The sequence below is a fragment of the Lutispora saccharofermentans genome, assembly GCF_024363565.1.
GTDB classification, from domain to species: Bacteria; Bacillota; Clostridia; order Lutisporales; family Lutisporaceae; genus Lutispora; species Lutispora saccharofermentans.
In genome coordinates this window covers 42,987-68,283 of sequence record NZ_JAJEKE010000011.1, presented here as the reverse complement: position 1 = coordinate 68,283, position 25,297 = coordinate 42,987, and the positions used below count along the sequence as shown (strand labels likewise).

General features: G+C 39.9%; 21 protein-coding genes and 2 riboswitches. Of the genes, 16 read left to right on the top strand and 5 right to left on the bottom strand.

The annotated features are described in order from the left end of the window. The first annotated feature begins 741 nt into the window (after positions 1-741). From LJD61_RS12540 to LJD61_RS12520, 5 genes are all read left to right on the top strand, one after another. A complete protein-coding gene (locus LJD61_RS12540; RefSeq protein ID WP_255227895.1) occupies positions 742-1,695 on the top strand; it encodes a P-loop NTPase family protein in 954 nt (317 codons plus the stop codon). Positions 1,696-1,957: 262 nt separating this feature from the next. After that, positions 1,958-3,652: a M3 family oligoendopeptidase gene (locus tag LJD61_RS12535; RefSeq protein WP_255227894.1), complete on the top strand. Its 1,695-nt coding sequence runs from the start codon at positions 1,958-1,960 to the stop codon at positions 3,650-3,652. 139 nt (positions 3,653-3,791) lie between these two features. Continuing rightward, on the top strand, positions 3,792-4,907 hold the full coding sequence (locus tag LJD61_RS12530; protein WP_255227893.1) for a coiled-coil domain-containing protein: 1,116 nt from the start codon (positions 3,792-3,794) through the stop codon (positions 4,905-4,907). Positions 4,908-4,925: 18 nt separating this feature from the next. After that, the gene (locus tag LJD61_RS12525; protein ID WP_255227892.1) at positions 4,926-5,600 is read left to right on the top strand and encodes a cell division ATP-binding protein FtsE; all 675 of its coding nucleotides are present in this window, start codon (positions 4,926-4,928) and stop codon (positions 5,598-5,600) included. A gap of 6 nt (positions 5,601-5,606) precedes the next feature. Then, positions 5,607-6,494, top strand: coding sequence for a cell division protein FtsX (locus tag LJD61_RS12520; protein ID WP_255227891.1), 888 nt, complete (start codon positions 5,607-5,609; stop codon positions 6,492-6,494). Between the two features lie 62 nt (positions 6,495-6,556). Here LJD61_RS12520 and gcvPB read toward each other — a convergent pair whose 3' ends face one another. The 4 genes from gcvPB to gcvT form a co-directional block, all read right to left on the bottom strand. Further along, positions 6,557-8,020, bottom strand: a complete 1,464-nt coding sequence (gcvPB, locus tag LJD61_RS12515) for an aminomethyl-transferring glycine dehydrogenase subunit GcvPB (RefSeq protein ID WP_408615388.1) — start codon at positions 8,018-8,020, stop codon at positions 6,557-6,559. Continuing rightward, positions 8,017-9,357 (bottom strand): aminomethyl-transferring glycine dehydrogenase subunit GcvPA, encoded by a 1,341-nt coding sequence (gene gcvPA / locus LJD61_RS12510; protein ID WP_255227889.1) that lies wholly within the window; start codon positions 9,355-9,357, stop codon positions 8,017-8,019. Before gcvPA ends, gcvPB begins: the two co-directional genes overlap by 4 nt. A gap of 1 nt (position 9,358) precedes the next feature. Next, the gene (gcvH, locus tag LJD61_RS12505; protein WP_255227888.1) at positions 9,359-9,742 is read right to left on the bottom strand and encodes a glycine cleavage system protein GcvH; all 384 of its coding nucleotides are present in this window, start codon (positions 9,740-9,742) and stop codon (positions 9,359-9,361) included. Positions 9,743-10,075: 333 nt separating this feature from the next. Further along, positions 10,076-11,182: a glycine cleavage system aminomethyltransferase GcvT gene (gene gcvT, locus LJD61_RS12500; protein WP_255227887.1), complete on the bottom strand. Its 1,107-nt coding sequence runs from the start codon at positions 11,180-11,182 to the stop codon at positions 10,076-10,078. 204 nt (positions 11,183-11,386) lie between these two features. Beyond that, positions 11,387-11,462: riboswitch (glycine riboswitch) on the bottom strand. A gap of 3 nt (positions 11,463-11,465) precedes the next feature. After that, positions 11,466-11,569: riboswitch (glycine riboswitch) on the bottom strand. A 148-nt stretch (positions 11,570-11,717) separates the two neighbouring features. Here gcvT and LJD61_RS12495 point away from each other — a divergent pair. Then, entirely contained in the window at positions 11,718-12,485 is a 768-nt protein-coding gene (locus tag LJD61_RS12495) for a MerR family transcriptional regulator (RefSeq protein WP_255227886.1), read from the top strand. Between the two features lie 569 nt (positions 12,486-13,054). Here the strand turns inward: LJD61_RS12495 and LJD61_RS12490 are convergent. Continuing rightward, positions 13,055-13,612 carry a hypothetical protein gene (locus tag LJD61_RS12490; protein ID WP_255227885.1) on the bottom strand — a complete coding sequence of 186 codons (558 nt, stop codon included), beginning with the start codon at positions 13,610-13,612 and terminating at the stop codon, positions 13,055-13,057. Positions 13,613-13,769: 157 nt separating this feature from the next. On the opposite strand from LJD61_RS12490, the gene LJD61_RS12485 reads away from it, so the two are divergent. The 10 genes from LJD61_RS12485 (at position 13,770) to LJD61_RS12440 (ending at position 25,225) form a co-directional block, all read left to right on the top strand. Further along, positions 13,770-14,849, top strand: coding sequence for a hypothetical protein (locus LJD61_RS12485; protein WP_255227884.1), 1,080 nt, complete (start codon positions 13,770-13,772; stop codon positions 14,847-14,849). Then, positions 14,850-15,854, top strand: coding sequence for a GNAT family N-acetyltransferase (locus LJD61_RS12480; protein WP_255227883.1), 1,005 nt, complete (start codon positions 14,850-14,852; stop codon positions 15,852-15,854). Then, entirely contained in the window at positions 15,851-17,155 is a 1,305-nt protein-coding gene (locus tag LJD61_RS12475) for a B12-binding domain-containing radical SAM protein (RefSeq protein ID WP_255227882.1), read from the top strand. Before LJD61_RS12480 ends, LJD61_RS12475 begins: the two co-directional genes overlap by 4 nt. A 319-nt stretch (positions 17,156-17,474) precedes the next feature. Continuing rightward, on the top strand, positions 17,475-18,098 hold the full coding sequence (locus LJD61_RS12470) for a class I SAM-dependent methyltransferase (RefSeq protein ID WP_255227881.1): 624 nt from the start codon (positions 17,475-17,477) through the stop codon (positions 18,096-18,098). After that, positions 18,008-19,459: a B12-binding domain-containing radical SAM protein gene (locus tag LJD61_RS12465; protein ID WP_255227880.1), complete on the top strand. Its 1,452-nt coding sequence runs from the start codon at positions 18,008-18,010 to the stop codon at positions 19,457-19,459. The genes LJD61_RS12470 and LJD61_RS12465 overlap by 91 nt, the downstream gene beginning before the upstream one ends. Continuing rightward, the gene (locus LJD61_RS12460; protein ID WP_255227879.1) at positions 19,460-20,782 is read left to right on the top strand and encodes a B12-binding domain-containing radical SAM protein; all 1,323 of its coding nucleotides are present in this window, start codon (positions 19,460-19,462) and stop codon (positions 20,780-20,782) included. Between the two features lie 490 nt (positions 20,783-21,272). Next, positions 21,273-22,637 (top strand): B12-binding domain-containing radical SAM protein, encoded by a 1,365-nt coding sequence (locus LJD61_RS12455; protein ID WP_255227877.1) that lies wholly within the window; start codon positions 21,273-21,275, stop codon positions 22,635-22,637. A 27-nt stretch (positions 22,638-22,664) separates the two neighbouring features. Beyond that, a complete protein-coding gene (locus LJD61_RS12450) occupies positions 22,665-23,285 on the top strand; it encodes a HutD/Ves family protein (RefSeq protein ID WP_255227876.1) in 621 nt (206 codons plus the stop codon). Between the two features lie 93 nt (positions 23,286-23,378). Next, the gene (locus LJD61_RS12445) at positions 23,379-24,323 is read left to right on the top strand and encodes a carbohydrate kinase family protein (RefSeq protein WP_255227875.1); all 945 of its coding nucleotides are present in this window, start codon (positions 23,379-23,381) and stop codon (positions 24,321-24,323) included. After that, on the top strand, positions 24,305-25,225 hold the full coding sequence (locus LJD61_RS12440) for a pseudouridine-5'-phosphate glycosidase (RefSeq protein WP_255227874.1): 921 nt from the start codon (positions 24,305-24,307) through the stop codon (positions 25,223-25,225). The genes LJD61_RS12445 and LJD61_RS12440 overlap by 19 nt, the downstream gene beginning before the upstream one ends. The last annotated feature ends 72 nt before the right edge of the window (positions 25,226-25,297 follow it).

Sequence of the window (25,297 nt, the reverse complement as noted above, 5' to 3'; positions counted from 1 at the left end):
AAATCACTAGGTAATATCAAAAGAGGCTATAAAGATCATATTATTGTAGACGAGGATAGTGAGATAATACTTGTATCAGTTTAATTTAGGTGATGAAAAGAAGCTTGTGGAACTGGTGGAAAAAGTAGAGAAAGACTTAGAGCTGAAGCCGTAAGAAATCACAGCAGATAAAGTATATGGAACAATCACAAATATATTACTATATAAAGGTGATAATGTGAAATATTCAATTAATAATCATTCATGCCAAGGGAAAACTTCTTTTTTATAGACGCTTTTCAGTATTTTTCCAGGCACCAGAATTATATTTTACATTGATAGTGTTAATTTATGAAAAAGAAAGTTATACTTGCTTTAAGCATTCTGCTAAACCTCGCAATAAATAATATTAGACTTCGAGTTGCAAAATCAAATGTTGGCGCTAAAAGATTTTATGAAAGAAATAATTTTGTTGTGATTGCGTGTTTTGCAGAGCACACCTATAGATAAGTATTATAACATTATTAACAACAAATTCCAAAGCGTAATAAAGAGATTTTAAGGAGTTGACCTCCATGGCGACCCCTAAATAAGGGATATTCATGCTAAAGATAACAAATACATCTTCACAGGGGCGCCAAGGCCTAAAGTATGAAGTAGGTGCACATTATTGTGCTGAAAGCCGAAGGAGGCAAGTAAACTGTTGCGTTGGAAAAACGGGTGAATCGAAAAGTTCTAGTCCGGCTTGGAGGAGGGGGAAAAATGAAACATCAATTAATCCTTGTAGATGGCCATTCAACAGTTGGAAAATCAACGACATCTAATAGTGTATATAAACAAATTGCATATCAGGATAAAATATATTGGCTTCATGAAGAATGCGAAAAGCATCCGATAAGGTATAAAGAGTTTGAAGCAGGCGATATCCATTCATTAGACGGTATGGAATTAAACAGGCAGGTAATGTTGCAGAAATGGGGAAAATTTAAAGAGGAGATTAGGCAAGGTAAGCAAGTTTGTATTACAGAAGGATGTTTTTTACACTCTTTAGACAGGTATCTTTTAAATAGTGCATGGAATGAAGAACAGATAATGAACTATTTCCAACGGATCCTTGAAATAATAAGACCTTTAAATCCACTAATAGTTTTCCTATACAGACCAGATATAAGACAGAGTTTTGAAAAAGCGTTCAAGGCACGTGGTGATCGGTGGAGAGAGCTTATTTTAAGTGTTCCAGGACCTTACGGCTTTTTTAAAACACATGAATATATAGGAGATGATAGCATCTATGCTAGCTTAGCTTATGAACAGGAGCAAATGGCAAAAATATTTGATACTTTATCCTGTAACAAGTTAAAGATAGATACAACAAATGAGTGTTGGGATAGTTATATACGTGAAATAACAGAAACTGCCGGGTACAAATACTATGAGGAAGAAAACAAATTGGCGGAAATAGAAAAGTATTGCGGAACTTATCAGCTCGAAGGAGGAGCAGACACATGGAATATTAGCTTTGATGATGAAAAAAAGCTAATATATACATCGTTGTTTTGGCCATACATGCCAATGAAATATATTGGGAATGAACAATTCGAACTAATATCATTTCCTGTTATGCTTCAATTTGATATTATGGCAGAGAAAATGCAATTCACAGTTAGCGGAAATTATGACTGGCAGTATAACAATAAAAAATTTATTAAAATCTAATAGATATAGTAGTTTATTTAACTGTCCTTGCCGGTAACAAGCATGAGTTGCCTCAGTATTTGCGCAAGGTTACACGGGGTACAAGAAAACAATGACAGAAATAATGGTGAATTTGGTGAATTAGAAATTGATTATTTACGAGCAAAACTGATATAATGATTACCAAGCTAAGGCCTATTGCTTAAAATTTTCATTTTACTGCACAGGTCTAATTTCATAATATGATAGTATGATGCTATTACTATAAAAGGAGGATTCCATGATGAAGTTTCAAGATTATAAATACATAAGGCCTGATCTGATAAAAATTGGTGAACAATTTGAAATCCTACTGGACAGATTTAATGCTGCAGATTCTTTTGAAGAGCAAAATGAAATAATGAGAGAGATCAATAAGATACGTTCAGGCGTTGAAACCATGGAGAATTTAGTTTATATCAGACATTCCATTGATACCGAAGATGAATATTATGCAAGAGAAAAGGATTTCTTAGACGAAAATATGCCTGAGTACCAAAATATTGCATCTAAATATTATAAAGCTTTGGTAGGCTCAAGATTCAAAGAAGAGCTGGCGAAGGTCTGGGGCAGACAGATTTTCACATTGGCTGAATTGGAGTTGAAGACTTTTTCTGAAGAGATAATGGAGGATTTAGTAAGAGAAAATAAATTGGTAACTGAATATGATAAGCTTATTGCATCAGCCAGTATAAGCTTTGAAGGTGAAGAGAGAAATTTAAGCCAAATGGGACCTTTTATGGAGTCTAAAGACAGAGCTATGAGAAAGAAAGCTTACGAGGCCTATATTGCCTTCTTTGAAGAAAATGAATCCAAATTTGATGAGATATATGACGAGCTTGTTAAGGTAAGAAATGAGATGGCTAAAAAGCTAGGCTATAAGAACTTTGTAGATATGGGCTATGCCCGCATGTCGAGGTCTGATTATAATGCAGAGATGGTAGCAAATTACAGGAGACAAGTCTACGAAGATTTAGTGCCTGTCGTATCTGAATTGAAGGATAGACAGAGAAAAAGGCTCAGCCTTGATGAGCTTAAATATTATGATGAACCTTTGGAGTATACAACAGGTAATGCTGTTCCGAAGGGAGCTCCTGAATGGATACTGGATATGGGTAAAAGAATGTATAAAGAATTATCAAAGGAAACTGACGAGTTCTTTAAAAATATGACGGATAGAGAACTGCTGGATCTGGTCAGCAAAAAAGGAAAGATGAGCGGAGGCTACTGCACTTATATTCCCGATTACAAATCTCCCTTTATTTTCTCTAATTTTAATGGAACGAGCGGAGATATAGATGTGCTTACCCACGAGGCAGGCCATGCTTTTCAATCCTACTTAAGCAGAGATTATGAGATTCCGGAATATAATTTTCCTACTTCAGAAGCCTGTGAGATTCATTCTATGAGTATGGAGTTTATTACATGGCCCTGGATGAAGTTGTTTTTTGAGAATGAAGAAGACAAATACAAATTCAGCCATCTGAGCGGAGCCGTAAATTTTATCCCATATGGGGTGACGGTAGATGAATTTCAGCACTTTGTATATGAAAATCCGGAGGCTTCTCCTGCGGAAAGAAAAGCAAAGTGGAGGGAAATAGAAAAGAAGTATATGCCATTCAGAGATTATGCGGATAATGACTTCTTAAACCGGGGAGGCTACTGGTTCAGGCAAGGCCATATATTCCAAGTACCCTTCTATTATATTGATTATACCTTAGCCCAAGTTTGTGCTTTCCAATTCTGGATCAAGTCCAGAAAAGACAGAGAGAGTGCGTGGGCAGATTATATAAAGCTTTGCAAAGAAGGGGGAAGCAAACCTTTCTTAGAATTAGTGGAGACTGCAAATCTAAAAAATCCCTTTGTAGACGGAACTATTAAACAGGTTGTAGGACCAATAAAAGAGTGGCTTGATACAATAGATGACAGCAAGCTTTAGTCCGAAACAAGGGCAAGCCGCATGGAGAGATCCTTGCGGATGCCTGGGGCATTTGCAATCGTTATCAGTCAATATAAAAGCTATGTAACGTATTTATTGCAACTTATATAGAATAGAAAGCTTGAATAAGGGTGAGCGCATGTTTAAATCGGTAAATGTTAAATGGTTTTTGATTCTGAGCTTGGCAATAGCTTTGACAATTCCGCATATAAGGATTATTGAGGGTGAGACGGATCCTTTCTCAGAATTACAAGAGGAGCTGGCCGGGATATCCGAAGATGAAAAGAAAATATTCCAAAGTTTATTTACGCTGGCTCAAGAGATGGGGATAATAGAAGCACAAGAAAAGGAGATTGCCCAGCAAATAGAAAAAATTAACGGGGAAGCCCAAGAGCTTGAATTGGCAATCGCTGATGCTGAGCATTCCTTTGAAAAAAAGCAGGAAGGCTTGAAACAGGTTTTGAGGAGCTACCAGAGGATGGGCCCTATATCTTACCTTGAAATAATTCTCAATTCAGACAGCTTGTCTTCCTTTATATCGAGGATTAATACTTTGCGGGATCTGACCCGGGATACGGGGGTATTGCTGGAGCAGCTGGAGTCAAGCAAAGAGCAGCTGAATGGCGCTAAAGCTGAGCTCATGGAAAAGCTGGCCTTATTAGAGCTTAAGCATAAAGAATTAACGGCAGCGATTGCTAAAAAAGCAGAATTAAAAAATGATATGGAGGAATATTTGACATCCCTGACAGTGAAAAAAGGGTACTATCAAAAGCAGCTTGCTGATATGCAGCATGTATGGAAGGAACTTAAGCTGCTGTTTTCGGAAGCTGAAAAAGAGTTTTCCGGCATCATCGAAGAAGGCAATTTTCCTCCTGACGCTTTGACGTTTGATTTCTCCATATTTGGGATCAAGGCGTCCCTAAATGAAAAAAGCTTTAATGATATAGTTTCCAGCCAGGTTGATATTGCTGAGATGATATTTGATTTTAAACCTGGTAAGATTGTGATTGAACTTCCTGAAAAGAACTTGAAATTATCAGGAGTATTCATCATTGCAGAAGGGCATATTTTAGAATTTGAAGCAGAAGAAGGGGTTTTTTATGGCATGCCGCTGGCAGCAGGAACCATAGAGGAATTATTTAAAGAAAAAAAACTGTCGTTGGATCTGGAACCCTTGCTCGGCAGCTACACTCTGCAATCTGTAGAGATCATGGAAGATCACATAAATTTGACCGTTAAACCTAATTTATATTGATTAAAAATGCAGGAGGCGATGGACTTGATTGAGGCAAAGAACGTGAGTTTAAAGTACAGTGACGGTACAATAGCGTTAAACGATATAAACTTACAGGTTGAACCGGGTGAACTGATCTATATTACAGGTCCCAGCGGCTCAGGCAAAACCAGCCTCTTAAAGCTTTTTATGGGAGTGGAGTATCCTACATCAGGTTCTTTAGCGGTTCTAAAACAGCCTATAATCAGAGGACAAGCCTCAAAAATAAGGAAGCTGAGAAGATCTATCGGCCCTGTTTTTCAAGAGTTCAGGCTTATAAAAGGCAGAACAGCCGTTGAAAATGTGATGCTAGGTATACGTTTTTTGAATATTCCACAAAAACAAATGAAGGAGGATGCGATTAATGCCTTGGTGAAGGTGGGACTTAAACACAAGATTTCCACACTGGCAGAAAATCTATCCTGGGGGGAGTGCCAAAGAGTAGCTATTGCTCGGGCAATAGCCAGGCAGCCCTTATTGATACTTGCCGATGAACCTACCGGAAACCTGGATAAAGATAACGCCTTAAATATATTGGAGTTATTGACTTCTTTTAAAGATAAGAATACGGCGGTGATCATTACTACCCATGCAACTCATTTGATTGAGAGCTTTAAAGAAGGAAAGCTGATCTGCGTAAGCAATGGAAGCATCCGTCAGGAAAGGCTGGGTTAATAAATAATGAAAAATATAATATACAATATAGGATATTTTTTCAAAGAAGCCAAAACAATAATAAAAATTAATCTGCTGACTAATATATTTTCTATTTTAAGCATAGGGCTTATTTTCTTTATACTCATCATGGTGCTCTCAAGCTGGTGGATAAGCGGCCATGTAGTCGAAACAATACAGAGCGAAGCAGAAATAAACGTATTTTTTGGTGAGAGCGTTGAAGATGACGGTATTTTGCAGATGGTGGAAAGCATTAAGAAAATTAATGGCGTCAGGGATGCCCAGCTTGTTGATGAAGATGAAGCCTATAACAGGATGTCCGCAATCCTGGGGAAAGAAGCAAAAGTTCTGAAATACCTGGATGATAACCCCTTCAGCCCATTCATAGAGGTAAAGATCCAGCTTGAGGAAATGGAAAAGGTTCTTGGAGGCCTGAAGTCTGTACCCGATATAGAACAAATAAGGGACAACCGGGATGTTTTGGAGCGTTTGAGGGGCATTATAAGAGTGTTCGAAGCGCTGGGGTGGCTGATCATGGCTACTGTAAGCGTAACAACGGTGATAACGATATCACATATTATAAAGAGCGGAATATATAATAACAGGGAGCAAATAAATACCCTAAGGCTTTTAGGTGCCCCTGAAGCATTCATCGCATTCCCATTTTTGATTGAAGGCTTGATATTGACTATGGCAGGAGCCATGGCTGCGTCTGTTCTTGCAGTGCTCGCTTTAAAAGCTTTCTATAGTCAGATGGCCGGCCCGCTCCCATTTATTCCGCTGCCTTCCCGTGAAGCTTTGGAAAACAGCTTCTTTGCTCTGAGTGTATTGACAAGCCTGGTTTTGGGAGTGATCGGCAGCATTTTCGGTTTATTGTCGGCAAAGGTCGAATAAACCGCAGGCAGGCTGGTTAAAGAATCAAGAATGCCCTCCATATCGGAGGGCATTCGCTTTTACTATTTGTTTTTGTCCCATTTCAATATCAGATTCCTTGCGGCTTTGGCTTCATCTATTCTTCTTACCGGTGTGTCATGGGGAGCGGTTTTTAAGATATCCGGGTTTTCTTTTGCTTCCTCTCCTATTTTTATCATCGCATCGATGAAGCCGTCAAGAGTCTCAACGCTTTCGGTTTCGGTAGGTTCGATCATTATAGCTTCACTTACGATGAGCGGAAAGTAAATTGTAGGAGGATGGTAACCATAGTCAAGCAGGCGTTTAGCCACATCCAGAGTAGAAATATGGCTTTCATCATCGAGAAGTCCGCCTAAAACGAATTCGTGCTTGCATACTTGATCTATGGGCAGGTAGTAATGCTTCTTCAGCTTGCTCATTATATAATTTGCATTAAGCACAGCCTTTTGGCTTACTTCCTTTAAACCGTCGGCACCCATTGACAGTATATATGCATAGGCTTTTACAGCAACCCCAAAATGCCCGTAAAAGCTTTTAACCTTGCCTATGGAGTTGGGTTTATCATAGTCCAGCACATATTTGCCTTCCTTTTTTTCTACACTGGGCACCGGAAGGAATTGAATCAGATCCTTTCTGACTCCGACAGGCCCGCTTCCAGGCCCGCCTCCGCCGTGAGGAGTGGAGAAGGTCTTATGCAGGTTGAGATGAATTACATCAAAACCCATGTCACCGGGTCTTGCCATGCCGATAATGGCATTTGCATTTGCGCCATCATAGTAAAGGAGGCCTCCGGCTTCGTGCACAAGATCTGCTATCTCTTTTATGTTCTGCTCAAAGAGCCCCAAGGTGCTCGGGTTTGTCAGCATTAAGCCCGCTATTTCATCACTCAGCACGGCTTTCAGTTTTTCAAGATTTACAGCTCCGTTTTTATCAGATTCTATCTCCACTATTTCAAAACCTGCGACAGCTGCACTGGCAGGATTTGTTCCGTGAGCCGAATCCGGAACTATGATTTTATTTCTTTTTCTGTCTCCTCTATTATCATGATAGGCCTTGATTATCATCAAGCCGGTCAGTTCACCATGAGCTCCCGCAGCAGGCTGAAGGGTTACTTTTTCCATCCCCGTTATCTCCGAAAGCAAGCTGTCAAGTTCATACATGAGCTCAAGAGCTCCTTGCACTGTCTCTTCGGGCTGAAGGGGATGAATATTGCTGAACCCTCCCAAAACCGCCAGATCTTCGTTTATTTTAGGATTATATTTCATGGTGCAGGAGCCTAGCGGATAGAAGCCGGTATCCACTCCATAGTTTTTATTGGAGAGATTGGTGAAATGCCTTATAACATCGACTTCGCTCACTTCCGGCAGTTCAACTTCTTTATCCCTTAAAAATGAATCAGGGATCAAGCTATTCAATTCTGCTTCATCTACATCGCATGGGGGAAGACTATAGGCTTTCCTGCCTTCTTTGGAAATTTCAAAAATCAGCTTATTGTAATCCTTCATCATATCACCTCCATAGCTTGAGCAAGCTTATCGATTTGCTCTTTAGTCCTTTTTTCAGTGACACACAGCAGTAAGCCGTTCTTAAATTCATGATAGTCTTTTTCCAGCTCATAGCCTCCGAGAATATTATGCTTTAATAGCTCCTTATTGACCTTGCTGCTTTCTACAGCGCTTGTAACCGCAAATTCCTTAAAGAAGGGCTTATTGAATAAGGGCTTGAATTTGCCGCTGTCTGTAAGCTGTTTCATGGCATAATGAGCTTTTTTTGTGCTTTGCTCAGCCACTTCCTTAATACCTTTTTTACCCATTGTGGTCATGTAAATAGCAGCAGTAAGGGCATTAAGGCCTTGATTAGAGCATATGTTGGAGGTTGCCTTATACCTGCGTATATGCTGTTCCCTGGCTTGCAATGTAAGAACAAAGGCTCTTTTTCCGTCCACATCATCGGATTGCCCGACAATCCTTCCGGGCATTTTTCGCATCAGCTTGGTATTGGTAGCCATGAATCCAAGGTATGGCCCTCCATAGCTCATGCTGTTACCTAAGGACTGACCCTCTCCTACAACGATATCGGCGCCGGATTCGGCAGGGCTTTTCAGTATCCCCAGAGAAATGGGATCTACATAATCTATCAATACAGATTTATTTCCATGGACTATTTTTTCAACCTCAGACAGATCTTCTATTATACCGAAAAAATTGGGGTTTTGCACAATAACACCAGCGGTATTGCTTCCCACCAATGATTTCAGCTTTTCTGCATCAGTAACACCGTCTGCCATATCAGCTTCGATCACTTCAACATCGCGGAACCTCATATAGCTTTTCAATACTTTCCTGACTTCAGGATGAACTGTTTTTGAAACGATTATGGAGTCACGCTTTGCGCTTTCTACAGCCATCATAGCAGCTTCCACGCAGGCGGTTGCTCCGTCATACATAGATGCATTGGTCACATCCATGCCAGTGAGATTGCAGATCATAGTTTGATACTCGAATATCACCTGCAAGGTACCCTGGCTTATTTCGGGCTGATAAGGTGTATATGCAGTATAAAACTCGGATCTCATCGCCAAATGCCTTACGATGGAAGGTATATAATGATCATAAGCCCCTGCTCCAAGGAAGCAGACCAGATCCTCAGTGCTTTTATTTGCATTGCTCAGATCTTTCATATGAGCAGAAAGCTCCAATTCGGATAGAGGGCCTGGAATATTGAGCTTTCTGTCGAGACGTAGATTTTTTGGTATATCTACAAACAGGTCTTCAATGGATTTTGCACCGATGCTTTCAAGCATCAGCTTTTCATCAGCTTCGGTATTTGGTATATACCTATGCATATTAATCCTCCTTACTGCAGAATTCCTCATATTCCTGCGCATTCATAAGATTATCAAGCTCGGATTTATCGGACATTTCTATAAGCACGATCCAGCTTGCATATGGATTTTCATTGATAAGCTGTGGTGAGTCCGATAATTCTTCATTAACCTCAAGGACTTTGCCTGAAACCGGAAGATATGAGTCGGAAGCCGCTTTAACAGATTCTATGACCCCAAATACCTCTCCGGCATTAAGTTCATTGTCAACCTCTGGTAATTCAACATATACTATTTCTCCCAAAGAATGCTGCGCATAATCTGTGATTCCTATATAGGCTTTTTCCCCCTCGACTCTTACCCATTCATGGTCATTTGAATAAAACAAATCCTTTTTTACTTCCATTTTTACTCCTCCTAAACTTTTTTTAATTATTCATTGATCAGACTGCAAAACTTTGTTTTAACCTGTTGTACTGACTGATAAAAGAGTGCGTTGTGAAGGGACTTAGAGTTTGTTAGCGCAGTATAGGAAAAGTTGCGTCAACTGTTTGAGCCTATATGCTGTTAAATCAGAAAACTTAATAAGTTACTTGAATTTTAATAGTAATGATAAACGCTGCATGCGAGTTTTGACGCAACCCTATGCAAGCTTACAAACTCTTAGTCCCGGAGCTTTTGCAATCGTTATCAGTCAGTACAACAGATGTACCAATGAGTTATTGCAGTAAAATCTTGATTACTTTTTGTAGTGCTTGGTATAAAACTTTCTGTTGACAACCTTAGCTTTCGCAGTCTTTTTCCTTATTTGTATTTCTATTGGAGTATCAAGCTCCGAGTATTTGATATCAACCATTGCAAGGCCGATATTTTTCTTTAGTGTAGGAGAATTATAGCCTGTTGTTACAAAGCCAATAATTTTTCCGTCAGCTAAAACATCATAGCCATGCCTTGGAATGCCCGGCTCGATCATTTCAAATCCTACTATTTTTCGTTTTAAGCCTTCTGCTTTTTGCTTTTCAAGGGCTTCTTTCCCAATAAATCCAGGCTTGTTAAGCTTTACAAACATCCCAAAACCAGCTTCCAGGGGTGTGATTTCCGCGGAAAGCTCATTGCCGTAAAGGGGCAAGTTTGCTTCAAACCTTAGAGTATCCCGGGAACCAAGGCCTGCAGGCTTTGCGCCTTTATCCTTTCCGGTCTCCAGTATTTTATCCCATAAATATTCGGCATCCTCATGTTTCATGTAGATTTCAAAACCGTCCTCGCCTGTATAGCCGGTACGGGATACAAGACAGCTTCTGCCTGCAATTTTCACATTTTCTTTGAAATAGAAAAATGCAATTTCAGATAATTTTATATCTGCCAGCTCTTGGAGTATTTCTTCTGCTTTAGGCCCCTGGAAGGCCACCTCCGATATATCAGCCGATATATCCACAAGCTCTATATCATAGCCGCCTATATTATTCTTCATCCATTCAACATCTTTATCAACATTGCCCGCATTGATTACAAGCATATAATGATTATTTGTATACTTGTAGACTAAAAGGTCATCGACAATGCCGCCGTCGGGATAGCACATGAGAGAGTAGATAATCTGGTTTTCGTTCATATTAGATATATCGTTGGTGATCAGGTTTTGAATATAGTCTGTGGCCTGGCCTCCTTTTATCTCAACTTCTCCCATATGGGATACATCGAATAAACCCGCATTATTCCTGACAGCTTCATGCTCTGCGGTTATGCCCTCATATTGTACCGGTAGTGACCAGCCTGAATAATCAACGATTTTTCCCCCATATTTTCCATGAGAATTATAAAGGGCCGTTTTTTTAGGATCACTCATAAGACTATTCCTCCTTTTAATTTTAATATATTTATCCTATAGCTCATCGCCGCTGATATTTGCGCCTATCGATCAAAGGGCGCTAAGCTTCGGGATAATATTTTCTAAAGCTCATATGCAGTTATCAAATAGTATACAGTTGTATTGTGTCCAAAATATAAAGGGATATAATAGCATAATAATAAAAGATGCCATTATATCCCACTCTGTTCCTTTACCTGAGAGCTTCTACACTCGCAGTGTATTTCCCCTACGGCGCCGTTTTACGGACTTTTCAGAGGTCCGTCCAATGACGATCCTTTTGCCTGAGAGTGTTTGTAAAAAGATGGCTTCCTTTTTATAATTGCTCCTTCGGCTATCTATTATGATATCTCTCGCCATTTTCATCCGGTTGAATATTCATTCATTGCTATAATTATATAAATGTATTCCAAATATTTCAACCATTGATATATATTTAACCCAAATATTTAAAAATTATGTTGACATTAACGTTACGTAAAGGTGTATATTGATTTTGAAAGGAGGCAAACACATGGAATATACAGTGCAAGGTTTGGCAAAATTGGCGGGTGTCAGCACCAGGGCTCTTAGGTATTACGATGAAATCGGTATTCTTAAGCCGGCAAGAATCAATTCATCGGGATATCGTATATATGGCCAGGCGGAAATTGACAGGCTGCAGCAAATAATGCTTTATAGAGAGCTGGATATAAGCTTGGACAATATAAAAGATTTAATATCTTCACCTGCTTTTGACGGGGTTGCTGCACTTAGAGAACATCGTGAAAGACTCCTTGAAAAACGAAGCCAATTGGATGCGTTGATAGCCAATGTGGAAAAAACCATAGCCTTTGCGGAAGGGAGGATAAAAATGTCTGATAAAGAAAAGTTCGAAGGCTTTAAGCGAAAAATGATCGATGATAATGAAAAGAAATATGGAAATGAGATAAGAGAAAAGTATGGTGATGATGTGGTTGACAGGTCCAATAAAAAAGTTATGGGCATGACCTGGGAAGACTATGATAAGGTAACAAAGCTTGGAGAGCAGGTTAAGGAAAAACTTGCTGAGGCCTTTAAAACCGGTGATCCCGCAGGGGAATCTGCTCAAAAAGCAGCTGAGCTTCACAAGCAATGGCTCACATATTATTGGGATGAATACAGTAAGGAAGCCCATGCGGGTATTGCCCAAATGTATGTTGATGATGAAAGATTCAGGGCTTACTATGATGAAAAGCAGCCGGGTACGGCAGAATTTTTTAGAGATGCGATACTGATCTATACGGGTATGAAAAAGAAGTAGCAGCGTCCAACCGTGAGCTTGCTGATACAAGCACCGCTAAGTAGAATGGTATGTATATCTGTACACAGTTATGCATTTTGACATGTCTATTGCTCGCCTTTGGAAAACTCCTAACGGTTCCGAACAGGCCTCCTGCCTGGTGGAACCTAAGCTGTCGTCCATGACAGCTTTACGAAGTTTTCATCAAAGCCATCGCAAAGACCTGTTAGCAAAATACATATAAGTGCCATCTATACATACCATTTACTTATTCCGTTATACAAACGATAGTAGCTAATGTGTATATGCCTGAGTAACTTATTGCGCTATAGTAAAATAGCATCCATGTATAGGCTAAGTATGCTTATATAAAAATTGAGAATGACCCTTATGAGCTGAACCTTAGAAAAGCCGTAGGCGAGGCACGGATGCCGAGCAAGCTTTCCAGATCACGGATGACCTTTGGGAAGCGTAGGATTTTCTTAGGCTCAGTGAATTAGTGTCATCAATTTTCATATACTATACGAAGCTATACATGGATGCTATTGCTTATGAAGCTTGTCAGCAAGCTCACGGTTGGATGCTTTAGCTTATTTCTTGATCTCCTGCTTTCCGGTGACCTTGCTCTTATCATCCATTGTAAAGGTGCTCTTGGCTTCATCTGCAGTAAAATATACATTTCCGTCAACGGTAGCATCTACAAGCTTAAAATTCTTAGATGAAACATAAAGGTCGCCTTTAAAAGTTCCATGCTGGATGCTGGCTTCGGGACTGTTGATGGTGAGCCTTGGTGCTGTTAAAGTGTATCTGGCAGTGATGTTTCTGTTAGCATCCTGGGCATAAAGAGCGATCTTTCTTTGTATGATATCCTTGCCCTCATCGTCTTTCTTGCCGTTTTTAAATTCGCCGTCCAATACCAGCTCTTTATCAATGTTCAGGTCTTTTGTGATAGCGATGATCCATGTGCCGCTGCTGCCTATTGCCTTTTCAAATGCTGCCGCATTATCAACTATAGAAGCAGTTGTCACCTTATCCGGTGTAGCATCTGAAGGTGTTGGAGTCGGAGAAGGCGCAGGTGCAGGCTTTGTGCATCCTGCAAGCAGTGCAGCAGCAAGGATAAATATCGATATTAAATTCTTTGCTTTCATGAATGGCCCTCCTTAAAAGTAATAAATTTTACTTTGAACTTATTATATCCATATGAAAAAAATCAATGTAAAGTGCCTGGCAGCATGTTTGTTGTCTTATGATCAGAGATTTAATATAATAAATAGTATAAGCACACAGTGGTTTGCAGGAGGAAAAATGGAATTAAAACAAGTTGACGATATGAATGTGAAAGCTTTTTTCAAGTTTTATGAAAATCAATATTTGAATAATCCTTTTAAGCGAAATTCTATGTCAGGGCTGCTAAAGGGTTTGTTGAGCGGCAAGAGTGAATTATGCAAGTCTGCTTACCTGGAACCGTTGATGGTGATGAATGACGACAGAATTATAATGATATGTATATTGGCTTATGCTTATCGGATGCCTGAGCTTCTGCAGATAGGCTTCTTTGAAGCCGAAAAATTTGATATGGAGGCCTTTGATTTAATAATCCATCGAGCCGAAACCCTGACTAAAGAAAAGGGTGCAGATAAAATATCGGGCTCTTTAAATATTCATGTGAATTACGGTTTGGGGTTCTTAGCTAGTAATTATGAGGAGCGGCAAAGCTTTGGCATGCCTCATAACCCGCCTTTTTATCATGACTTTTTTGAAAAAAGCGGCTTCAAAGCCATAGAAATGATAAGCTATAAAAAAGATATGCATTCACTTGAGCATTTGCTCAATTCTGGACTTCAGATACGGATCAGAGAGAAATATACGGTTCGCCCGGCTGATTTCAGGAATTTAAAAGCCGAAGCGCATATATATACTCAAATAAATAATGAAGCTTTTAAAGAGCATCTCTTTTATTATCCGCGAAAAGCTGAAGAAGATTTAGAATTGTTTAAGGATTTCAGATTTTTGTTAAAACCTGAAAATCTTTTGTTTGTTGAAAAAAATGGAACGCCTGTAGGATTCATGCTATGGTATCCCGATTTTCATCAATTGATGAAGCCTTCAGAGACATTAGGTTTATCAACTGTGATTAAAAATAAATTTTTTTCTGATAAAATAGATACCTTTAAAATTGTAGAAATGGGAGTTATACCGAATGAAAAAGGGCGAGGAGCGATTTTAGCATTGTTTGATCATTGTTTTCAATGCGTTAAAGGGCGGTATGATAATTTTGAATCCGGTTGGATTCTCGAAAATAATACTCTTTCAAAGAGCTTTGGCATTAAATGGGCAGATAGCAGGCATAAACGCTATAAAGCCTATATAAAGGATGTGCATTAATTGGCTGTCTATAGCAATTTATCGGATATCAAATCAAAATTACCTTTTGAACATGAGTTGTCAGTATTGCTGGAGCTCCTGGAAAAAGTAAATCCATGCAGTCAAATATATAGCTTTAATGGAGACAGCTTTATCCTCTCATACTCTTTAAAGCTAAACCTGCTGAATTTCAAACATGCTTTCCCGCTGAGAGCCGATGTCAGAATCATTGGATTGCCTATTTCGCTCTGCTGCAAAGGCTATTGGGGAGAGGTTTCTTCTGTGGAAAGAGCCATAGAAGAGATGAAGGGGCTGAAGGTAGTGCTAAATGCTGATCCCGGGTTTAAAAGGCTCGTTGCAGGAAGAACCTTATCAACCTTTGTTTTTAATAATAGATTTTCTTCTTTTGAGGATTATCTAAAAGCACTGCGCAGTTCGTATAGGAGAAGGATTATGAAGGCGCTTAAAAAAGGAGAAGGCCTTATAGTGAAATCTTTAGACAGAAAAAGATTCAGCAGGGAGCATTATGATTTGTATTTGAGCATAATGGATAGGACCCAAAATCCCTTAGAAATACTGCCTATGCAATTCTTTACCGATTATGAAGCAGATTTTTTCGAATTTATCGATTCAGGTTCCGGCCAGCTTTTGGGATTCATCCAGCTAAAAGAATTGGGAGGAGAGCTTTGCTTTCTATTTGGCGGTTTTCGCAAGGAGTACAACGAGCCTTATGACCTTTATTACAATATGCTGCTTAAGATCCTTAAAGCAGGTATAGAGAGGGGATATAAGACCATCAACTTCGGTCAGACAGCAGAAGAAAGCAAATTGAAGATAGGATGCAGGGAAGTGTATAAATATTTATATCTGCATCATAGTAACCCTATTATCAATAAGCTTTTGCAGCGCTTAGTGCCTATGTTTTCATACAAGCCCTATAAAATCCGGCATCATGTATTTAACATGGACTTGAAGGAAGTATCGTTCAAGCCGGAGATAGAGAGCGTAAAGGGGGGACTCTTATGATTGTTTTGTTGAAAAAAGTGAGAGTCAAAACCCTGTTTTCATTATTTGATCCCGTAAAGGTTGAACCCTTGGAACTTTGCTATTTGGAGGCTGTATTAGACTCTAGCGGCATTGAGTGCTATATTGCCGATGATTTATTCGGACTCAAGGAACCAGAAGAAATCAAGCCGGATGTTGTGGTCCTTACTGGTTATAACGTAGCCGAAGAGGAAATCATACGAGAAGCCAGGGCTTGCAAGACAAAATACTCCGGAGTGATTGTTATTGTCGGTGGAGTTCATGCCCAGCTTAATGCATCTGCTTTTCATCATAAAAACATAGATTATGTCATTCATTCCCAATGCTTATCGGTTTTTAAGCAGGTTATCGAGCATATTTCGGATTCAAAGAACAAGCTGACCGAGGCAGGGGTAGATTATTTCATAGATCAAGCCGGTTCGGCAGATGGCATATGGAAGGTTGGAGGAAAGCATTATATAAAAGCAGCAGACTCAATCAAAGCCGATCGCCGTTTGTTTCAAATGATCAGTCCCAAGACATCATATCTGGAGAAAAAACAGGTGGCATTGATTAAAGGAAGCATAGGCTGCCCCTATGGCTGCGAGTACTGTTACTGCAGATGTGTCAATGGCGGAATATATATAAAGAGTGATTATGATAAAATGGTTGAAGAAATGGCTGATATTGGAGCAGAGTATTTCTGGATTGTGGATGATGTACTTTTTGCAATGCGTGAGGATGCTTTAGCTTTTATAGAAGCCATAAGCAAAATTGATTTAAAGGTTAAGATAATCGGATATTTAAGAGCAGACTTTATTATAAGGGAAGCAGATCTGCTGCCTCGCTTGAAAAAAGCAGGGCTGGCAGAAGTGATCGTTGGTTTTGAATCTGTCAACAATGAGGAATTGGAGGATTATCACAAGTCAACGGACGCGCTGCGTTACCCTGAGGCTATATCGCTGCTGAAAGAAAACTCCATAGATCTAACGGCATTATTCATGGTGCATCCGGATTATTCCCTTAGAGATTTTATTGACTTGAGAGATTTTATCAGGAAGCATGATATTGACGTTTATACCATATCTGTATTTACTCCGATAAAGGGTACAAACAGCTATGAAAAAGCAAAGAAAGACCTGATAACTCAAGATATAAAAAAATATGACTTTCTTCATCTGGTATTAAAGCCCAGGCTTCCGGTCCCACTATTTTATATTTTGTTTTATTGGACACATTTGAGGCTGCTAAAGTCAAAACGCATATGGAAATATATAAGACAAAGCATCTGTTGTGTTGACTGATAAAAGAGTGCTTTGTGAAGGGGCTTAGAGTTTGTTAGCGAAGTCAAGGTGAATTGCGACACAGGAGCAAGAGAAGGTGCCCTGGGGCAATAGGAAAAGTTGCGTCAACTGTTTGAGCCGAAACATAGGTAAATCAGAGAACCGCATAACTTGCTTGAATCTTAACAGTAATGACAAATGTTTCATGTGGCGAGTTTTGACGCAACCCTATGCAAGCTTACAAACTTTTAGTCCCGGAGCTCTGCAATAGTTATCAGTCAACACAACAGTTAAATTAGAGTTATTGCAGTTAGTTCAGTGATAAAACAGGAGGAATGTTATGGCTTTCAAAATATGGGATTTTTGGGCAAGCAGATATGATAAATTATGGGTTCAAAAGTATTCATTAAAACCTACAAGAAATTATATACTGAAGCTCATAGAAAAAGGCTATAGAGGCAATAAGCATTTAAAGGTTCTGGATCTGGGCTGCGGGCCCGGTGAATTGATTGAAGAGATAGAAAAGAGATATGGAGGCTATGATATTACAGGGATAGATTATTCTGAGGCAATGCTTGAAATTTCAATGAAGAGGAATCCCAAGGCCGATCATATCTGCATGGATGCGGCAGAATTGGACAAATATGATGATGAATTTGACATCATCATCTGCACCCACTCCTTTCCCTATTATAAGGATAAAGCCAAGGTTATAGCTGATCTATCAAATATTTTAAAAGACGATGGAAGGATATTTGTGGCCTTTGCCAGCGGCAACAGCTTTTATGACAGGTTCTGCTTATTTTTTGTAAAATTTACAACCGGTAAGGCTTGTTATCCGTCGGATTTTCAATTCAGGGAGCTGGTTAAGCCATGGCTGGAGATAGAAGAGCTGGGGGTAATCAAAGAGAAATTTTTCATGCCCAGAATTGCAGTTTATACATTGAAGAAGGTGAAACAGTGAAGGTGCTGCTCGTAAGACCAAAGCCCCACAGAGAAACCATTGGGCTTCAGCATGTTATGATATGCGAGCCCCTTGAATTGGAATACCTGGTCTCTAATATACCTGATTTTATCAAAAAAAGCATAGATATAAAAATAGTAGATATGATTTTGGAGAAAATCTCATATGAATCTGTCCTGCTAAAGGAGAAGCCGGACTTTATATTATTTACGGGCTATATCACCCATGTAGGAATTATAAAAAAACTGGCGGAGCAAGCCAAAGGGTTATTGCCGGAAATAAGCACCGGTGCTGGGGGAGTTCATGCGGAGGTAGTACCTAAGGATTTCAAATGTGAGTATATAGATTTCGTGTTTGACAGAAATGGTATTGACGGATTTAATGAAGCATTGAAAGCCTTGCTGGAAGGTAAGAGTAAATCAGATATCAGAGAGATGCTCAAGGAGTCAGGACCCAAAAAATACAGTTTTTCATATAAGCATCCTGCACGCGAGGCTGTCTCGCAGTATAGGAAGTATTATTACTATATGTTTCACAAGCCCTGTGCATTGATCAAAACCTCCTTTGGCTGTCCATATAATTGTCAGTTTTGTTTTTGCAGAGAAATTACAGATGGGAAATATTTTGCAAGGGATGTTGAAGATGTTATCGACGAACTGGAAGCCATAAAAGAAGAAGAAATATATATAGTTGATGATGATTTCTTGTATGATGCGGACAGGATCGGGGATTTCATAGCAGCTATCAAAGAAAGAAATATTAGAAAGAAGTTTCTGGTATACGGGCGAGCAGACTTCATAGTCGAGAATGAAAGCCTCTTGAAGGAATTCAAAGATTGCGGTCTGCAGGCGGTAATAGTCGGCATTGAGTCCATAAGAAGCAAGGACTTGCATGATTACCATAAAGGAACCACAAAGCAGGTCAACGAGAAATGTATAGGAATACTGAAGAGCATGGATATTGAACTCTATGCCACATTGATAATTCCGTTGGATTTCAGCAAAAAAGATTTCAGAGAGCTGACTGCCTGGCTAAAAGCTCTTGAAGTAAGGTTTGTGAACCTTCAGCCATTAACTCCCTTGCCTGGGACAGATATTTTTGATATGTACCTGCCGGAATTATTGATTCGCTGCGAAGATTATCATCTCTGGGATATGGCCCATGTAGCCTTAAAGCCGAAGCATATGAGCATATCAGAATTTTATTTGCAGCTGTTGGCTTCATATTATAAGGTTATTATGAGGCCAAGACATGTAGCTGCGCTGATAAAAAAGTATGGCATTAAAGCTAATATTAAAATGCTCATAGGCAGCAGCTTCGTAAGCTGGCAGTATTTGCAGAAAATTTGGAGAGGAAAATAAATGAGGAAATTATTGTTGATTCAACCCAGCCCCTATGATAAATTTAAGCATCCAATAAAAAAGAAACGATTGTATTTTGTCGGTTTAGCTATGCCTTTATTGGCTGCCATGACTCCGGAAGATTGGACTGTAGAGATTGTATTGGAGCTGCTGGAGGAAGTGCCAATGGATACCGATGCGGACTTGATCGGCATAAGCACCATGGGGCATGGGGTCATACGTTCTATCGATCTGGCCAGGGCTTTTCGTGAAAGAGGGAAAACCGTGATATTGGGCGGCTATATGGCCAGTATCATGGCAGAAGAGGCGCTGAAATACTGTGATGCAGTTGTGGTCGGTGATGCGGAGCTGGTATGGAAAGAGCTGTTAGAGGATTTTAAAAATGGAAGGCTGAAGAAGATATATCAAAATAATTTAAAAAGCGGAAGCTTTTCAACACCTCTGCCAAGATTTGACTTGATCATGGACAAGCCTATAGGAGATTTTCTTCCGGTGCAGGCGGGAAGAGGTTGTCCCAACACCTGCAGTTTTTGTTCAGTGGCCTGCTTATATAAGGGGCACTATATCAAAAAACCTCTTGAAGAGGTGATCAGGGATATACAGCAAGTAGCAGATTTAGGATTTAAAAAATTCCTGCTTCTGGATGATAATATCTTTTCTGATAGAGAATATTTAATGGAGCTGCTGGAACATGTAAAAAGCATGAATATGTCCTGGATGAGCCAATGCGACATCAGGATAGGAGAAGATGATGAACTGCTGGGAATCTTAGCTGACAGCGGCTGCACCGCTTTGAGCTTTGGCCTTGAAAGCATTTCCCAAGAGAGCCTGAAAGCGATGAATAAAGGCTGGGCAAATCCGGCTGACTATCCAAGGCTGATCAGGAATATCCGGGGCTATGGCATTGATGTATCGACAGAAATGGTAGTTGGCGGAGAAGGAGATACTATTGAGTCGATAAAGGACACAAAGGAATTTGTTGAGAGAAACAAAATAGGAGTACCCAGGTTTTATATATTGACCCCCATACCCGGCACAAGATTTTTTAAAGAAATAGAAAATCAAAAGCGTCTGGTCAAGGAAGATATTTATAGCTTTGACGGTACGGAAGCCGTTCATATGCCTGCCAATATGTCGCCTGAGGAGCTTACGGAAGCTTATTGGCAGCTTTATGAATCCTTATTTACCATTCCCTCAATAGTTAAGAGGAATATTCTTCGAAGAGAATTTATCAAAAATCCGGGAAAGTATTTGTTTAACTGCATAATAAATCTATATTACCGGCATCAAATAAAGCGAAGGATTACACCAAATATCTTTTAGAATCTGTTTAGCGTCTGCGGATGCCTTGGTTTTGCTGGCTGATATAAGAGTGCAGCACTGAACTAACTCGCCCTAAGACCCACACCGCTATAGGCGGCATGTGCCTAAGGGCGACTAAGTCCAGCATGGACTCGACTAACATTCAGTGGAGTTGAAACCCCACTGAATGAAGTCTCGTTCAATGTGAAGGGACTTAGAGTTTGTTAGCGAAGCATAGGACAAGTTGCGTCAACTGTTTGAGCCGAAGCGGGTTTTGACGCAACCCTATGCAAGCTTACAAAGTCTTAGTCCTTGAGCATAAGGTAAATTGCTCCACAGGAGCAAGAGAGGATGCCCTGGGGCATTCGCAATCGTTATCAGTCAACATAACTAAGTTGAATTGCTCAGCAGGAGCAAGAGAAGATGTCCTGGGGAAAGATGCACCAATGAGTCATTGCAGAAAAATAAAATTTATGAAATAAGCAATTTAAATAATAAAGGAGGCAATGAATTGAAAATATTATTGGTGAGGCCGCCCAGGATCAAACAAGCTATAACTTTAAGCGATTTCATGTTTTCAGAGCCCTTGGGCTTAGAGATGATTTATGGGGTTTTAAAGGAGAATCATAATGTAGAGATCTTTGATATGATGATTGAAACTATAAGTCTGAAGGATAAAATAAAATTATGCAGTCCGGAAGCTGTCGGTATCACCAGTTTATGCATTGACGTAAATAAAGTCCTTGACCTTTGCATTGAAGTAAAAAATGAGGATGATCAGATACACACCATTGTGGGAGGAACACAAGCATATTTAAATTCTGAAGCTTTTTTTCATGACGCCGTAGATCATATCTTTGAATATACAAATGAGGAGAACCTTATAGAGCTCTATGAAAGATTAGCTCAAGGCTCAATGAGATCCAAAATTGATGGAATCAGATCCAAAGAATTTGGTTATGCATCGACAAGGAAGAAAGGCAGATATGCCTATATGCTGCCTGATAGGTCTTCTACGGAAAAGTATCGTCGTGAATACTCCTACTTTGGCTATCGTCCCGCAGCAATAATGGAATTCGGTGTGGGCTGCGAGAAAGCTTGTGATTTCTGCTTGAGATGGAGGATTGAAGGCTATGAGGAAGGCTTAATCGATCCGGAATTGACCAAAAGGGACATGGCACAAATTAAAGAGCCCACTATAATGATGATGGATAACGATTTTTTTGCGAGCGAAGAAAAAGTCAAGGCATTTCTCAGTTTGATAAGAGGAATGGGTATAAAGAAGAACTTTATAGTATATGGTTCGGTCAAAGGCATAATTTTATATAAAAATGCAATTAAAGAGTTTGTAGAATGCGGTCTGAAGGCTGTTTTGGTGGGCTATGAAACATTTAAAGATACAGAGCTGGCGGACTACCGCAAAAAATCCACAATAGAGGATAACTATAAGGCGGCCGGAATCCTTCGGGAACTAGGCGTGGATGTTTGGGCATCCTTTATGGCTCATCCGGACTGGGATGCGAATGATTTCAGTGCATTGAGAAGATATATAAAAAGCCTTAAACCCCAGATAACCAGCATCAGTCCCTTGACTCCGTTCCCCAATCTGCCGATGTATAAAAAATATGAAGACAGGTTGCTCTATAATGCAAAGGATTATGAAAAATGGAGCTTTGGACAGGTGATGATCCGCCCTTCCGGAATGAGCCTGCGAAGATATTATTGGGAGCTGCTGGTGACGAATCTATATGTAAATATCTTTGTAAACAAAAAAACAGAAATGATTGACCGATATGGATTGATGAATATAATAAGGATTTTTACGGGCTCTTTAAAAGCTTTTAATAAATATATTTCCTTGATGATCAAAAATTGATAATGATTGAGGGGTGCGGTATTAAAAATGGAGTATGAAATTGAAATTGTAAGAAAAGAACAGCTACAGACAAGTCTTTGGTCAGGCGGCACAACGACACAGCTTGCAATTTACCCTAAGGATGCTGTTTACAGCCAGCGCAACTTCACTTGGCGCCTGAGCTCGGCAAATGTTGAAGAAGAAGAGTCTGTTTTTACCTCATTGCCGGGTATAAGCAGGATCATTATGATTATTGAAGGAGAATTACTTCTGGAGCATGAAGGCCACTACAGGAAGGTTCTGAAAAGATTTGATCAGGACTCCTTCAACGGAAGCTGGACTACCAAAAGCTATGGCAAAGTGGTAGATTTCAATCTGATGATGGGGGAAGGCTGTGAGGGAGATCTGGAGGCCATACATCTGGATGGAGAGACAACTAAAGCCGTTGACTTCCAAAATAAAAAAGGGTTTTTCCGATGTGTGCAGGTTGTGTACTGTGTCAATGGTGAGGTAAGCATCAAAGCTGCTGCGGAAGACAAAACTATTATACATAAAGGAGATATTATATTAATAAAAGCAAAGGATTGCGAGTGCGGTTCTTCGGATTTCGAGATATCCAATATAAAAAGTGACAGAGCTGACTTAATCCTGGCCCGAATATATTATTGAAGCCTTTTTGATATTTAATCTCATTTTGACTAATAGATGGTTTTGTAGTAAATTTATGATATGATCAGTTAGAATAATAAAGGAGTCAAGAAGATGAGTAATTCCTACATTGCAATTGTCGGCGGCGCAAACATGGATATACAGGGCTTTCCCTATGAAAAATTCATTCCCCGAGACTCAAACCCGGGGAAGATAAAAGTATCCCTCGGGGGAGTGGGTAGAAATATCGGAGAAAATCTGGTGAAGCTTGGAATCGAAACAAGGCTGTTGAGCGTTATCGGAGATGATCCTTACGGCTATGCCATACTTAAAGAAGCGAAGTTGATCGGGCTTGATATGAGAGATACATTGGTGCTTAAAGGAGAGTCAACCTCTACATATCTGTCTATACTTGACGAATCAGGCGATATGGCTGCGGCAATATCCTATATGGATATTTGTGAAAACATGAGCGTTGATTTTATAAAAGAAAAAAGGAATGTGATCGAGGATTCGAAGCTCTGTGTTATTGACACCAATATACCCAGAGAAGTGATCGAATATATTGTTACAACATACCAAGGAACTGACTTTTTTCTTGATACTGTCTCAACTGCAAAGGCAAAAAAGGTTAAAGAAGTGATTGGATATTTTCACACCATCAAGCCTAATAAAATTGAGGCCCAGATGCTCACGGGAATTGAAATAAAAGATGATGATGATCTGAAGCGAGCTTCGGAATATTTTCTGGCAAAAGGAGTCAGAAGGGTTTTCATAAGCCTGGGTGATAACGGAATATTCTACAATGACGGAAGCAGTATTGCTCACATACAAGTACCCAAAATTAGAGTAATCAATGCTACAGGAGCGGGGGATGCCTTTATGGCGGCTCTCGCTTATGGACATTATTATAATCTGAGCATCAAGGAGAGCGCCAATATGGCCGTAGCCGCATCAATACTCGCCCTTTCACACGAGGATACTATTAATCCTGATATATCGGTGCAGAGTATAAAATCAAAGATGAAGGAGATAAATTTATGCTGGAAGGATATTTAGATATAAAACCGGAAGTTGCAGATGCAATAAAAAACGGAAAGGCCGTTGTTGCCCTGGAATCCACCATCATATCTCATGGCATGCCATATCCGCAAAATGTGGAGACTGCACTCAAGGTGGAAAGGATCGTGAAAGAAAATGGAGCAGTACCTGCCACCATTGCAATTCTTGAGGGAAAGCTGAAGGTCGGCTTGACCGAGGAGGAAATAGAATATCTGGGAAAGGCAAAGAATGTTGTGAAAACCTCCAGAAGGGATATGCCCTTTATAGTTTCTGAAAAGCTTGATGGAGCTACTACAGTAGCATCTACTATGATTATTGCGGCACTGGCAGGCATCAAGGTTTTCGCAACAGGCGGGATAGGCGGAGCACATAGGGGGGCGCAAGAAACCTTTGATATTTCGGCTGACCTCCAGGAGCTTGCCCGCACTAATGTGGCCGTGGTATGTGCAGGAGCAAAATCGATACTTGATATAGGCTTGACACTTGAGTATTTAGAGACTCAGGGTGTGCCTGTAATAGGCTTTGGTACCAGCGAGATGCCGGCTTTTTATACAAGGAAAAGCGGCTGCAAGGTTGATTATAGAGTAGACTCGGTAAAGAAGCTTGCTGATATTATTAAGACAAAATGGGATCTGGGCCTTAACGGCGGGATAGTCATAGCCAATCCTATACCGGGAAAATATGAGATGGATTATGATATGATTACAAGGGCCATCGATAATGCTGTTGCAGAAGCGGAGCAAAAAGGTATAAAAGGAAAGGAATCCACTCCATTCCTCCTTGCAAAGGTAAAAGAGATCACAGGCGGAGAGAGCCTGGAATCAAATATTGCTCTCATATACAATAATGCGATGGTTGGGTCTCAGCTTGCAGTTGAGCTCGCAGGGCCGGAAAACTGAGAGGATTATAAACATGATGCAAAGAATAAGAATTTTATGATACAATACAATTGTGATTTCACTGCAAAAACT